1 pseudogene is annotated in these 267 nt (G+C 46.1%); it reads right to left on the reverse strand.

The window, feature by feature from the left end:
- Positions 1-267 (reverse strand): annotated as a pseudogene (locus tag ABR854_RS25985) (hypothetical protein); the annotation flags it as partial.

The following is a 267-nucleotide window of genomic DNA, read 5'->3' on the forward strand; positions in this document are numbered from 1 at the left end:
CTCAATCCACTTTCCCCACAACTGTTGATACATGTCGCTGTATAACTTCCAGCGGTGCTTACATTGATGCTGCTACCTGTTGCATTCGTACTCCATTTCAAGCTACCTGCACAACCTGTTGCTGTCAACGTTGCTGTCTCTGCATTACACAAGCTGTTTCTGTTCGTTGAAATTACTGGTGCCGCTGGGCTACTACCTGTTGTGATAACTACTACATTGCTCGCTCCACTTTCACCACAACTGTTGATACATGTCGCTGTGTAGGTA

Origin of the sequence: Emticicia sp. W12TSBA100-4, assembly GCF_040253585.1 — a bacterium.
GTDB lineage: Bacteria > Bacteroidota > Bacteroidia > Cytophagales > Spirosomataceae > Emticicia.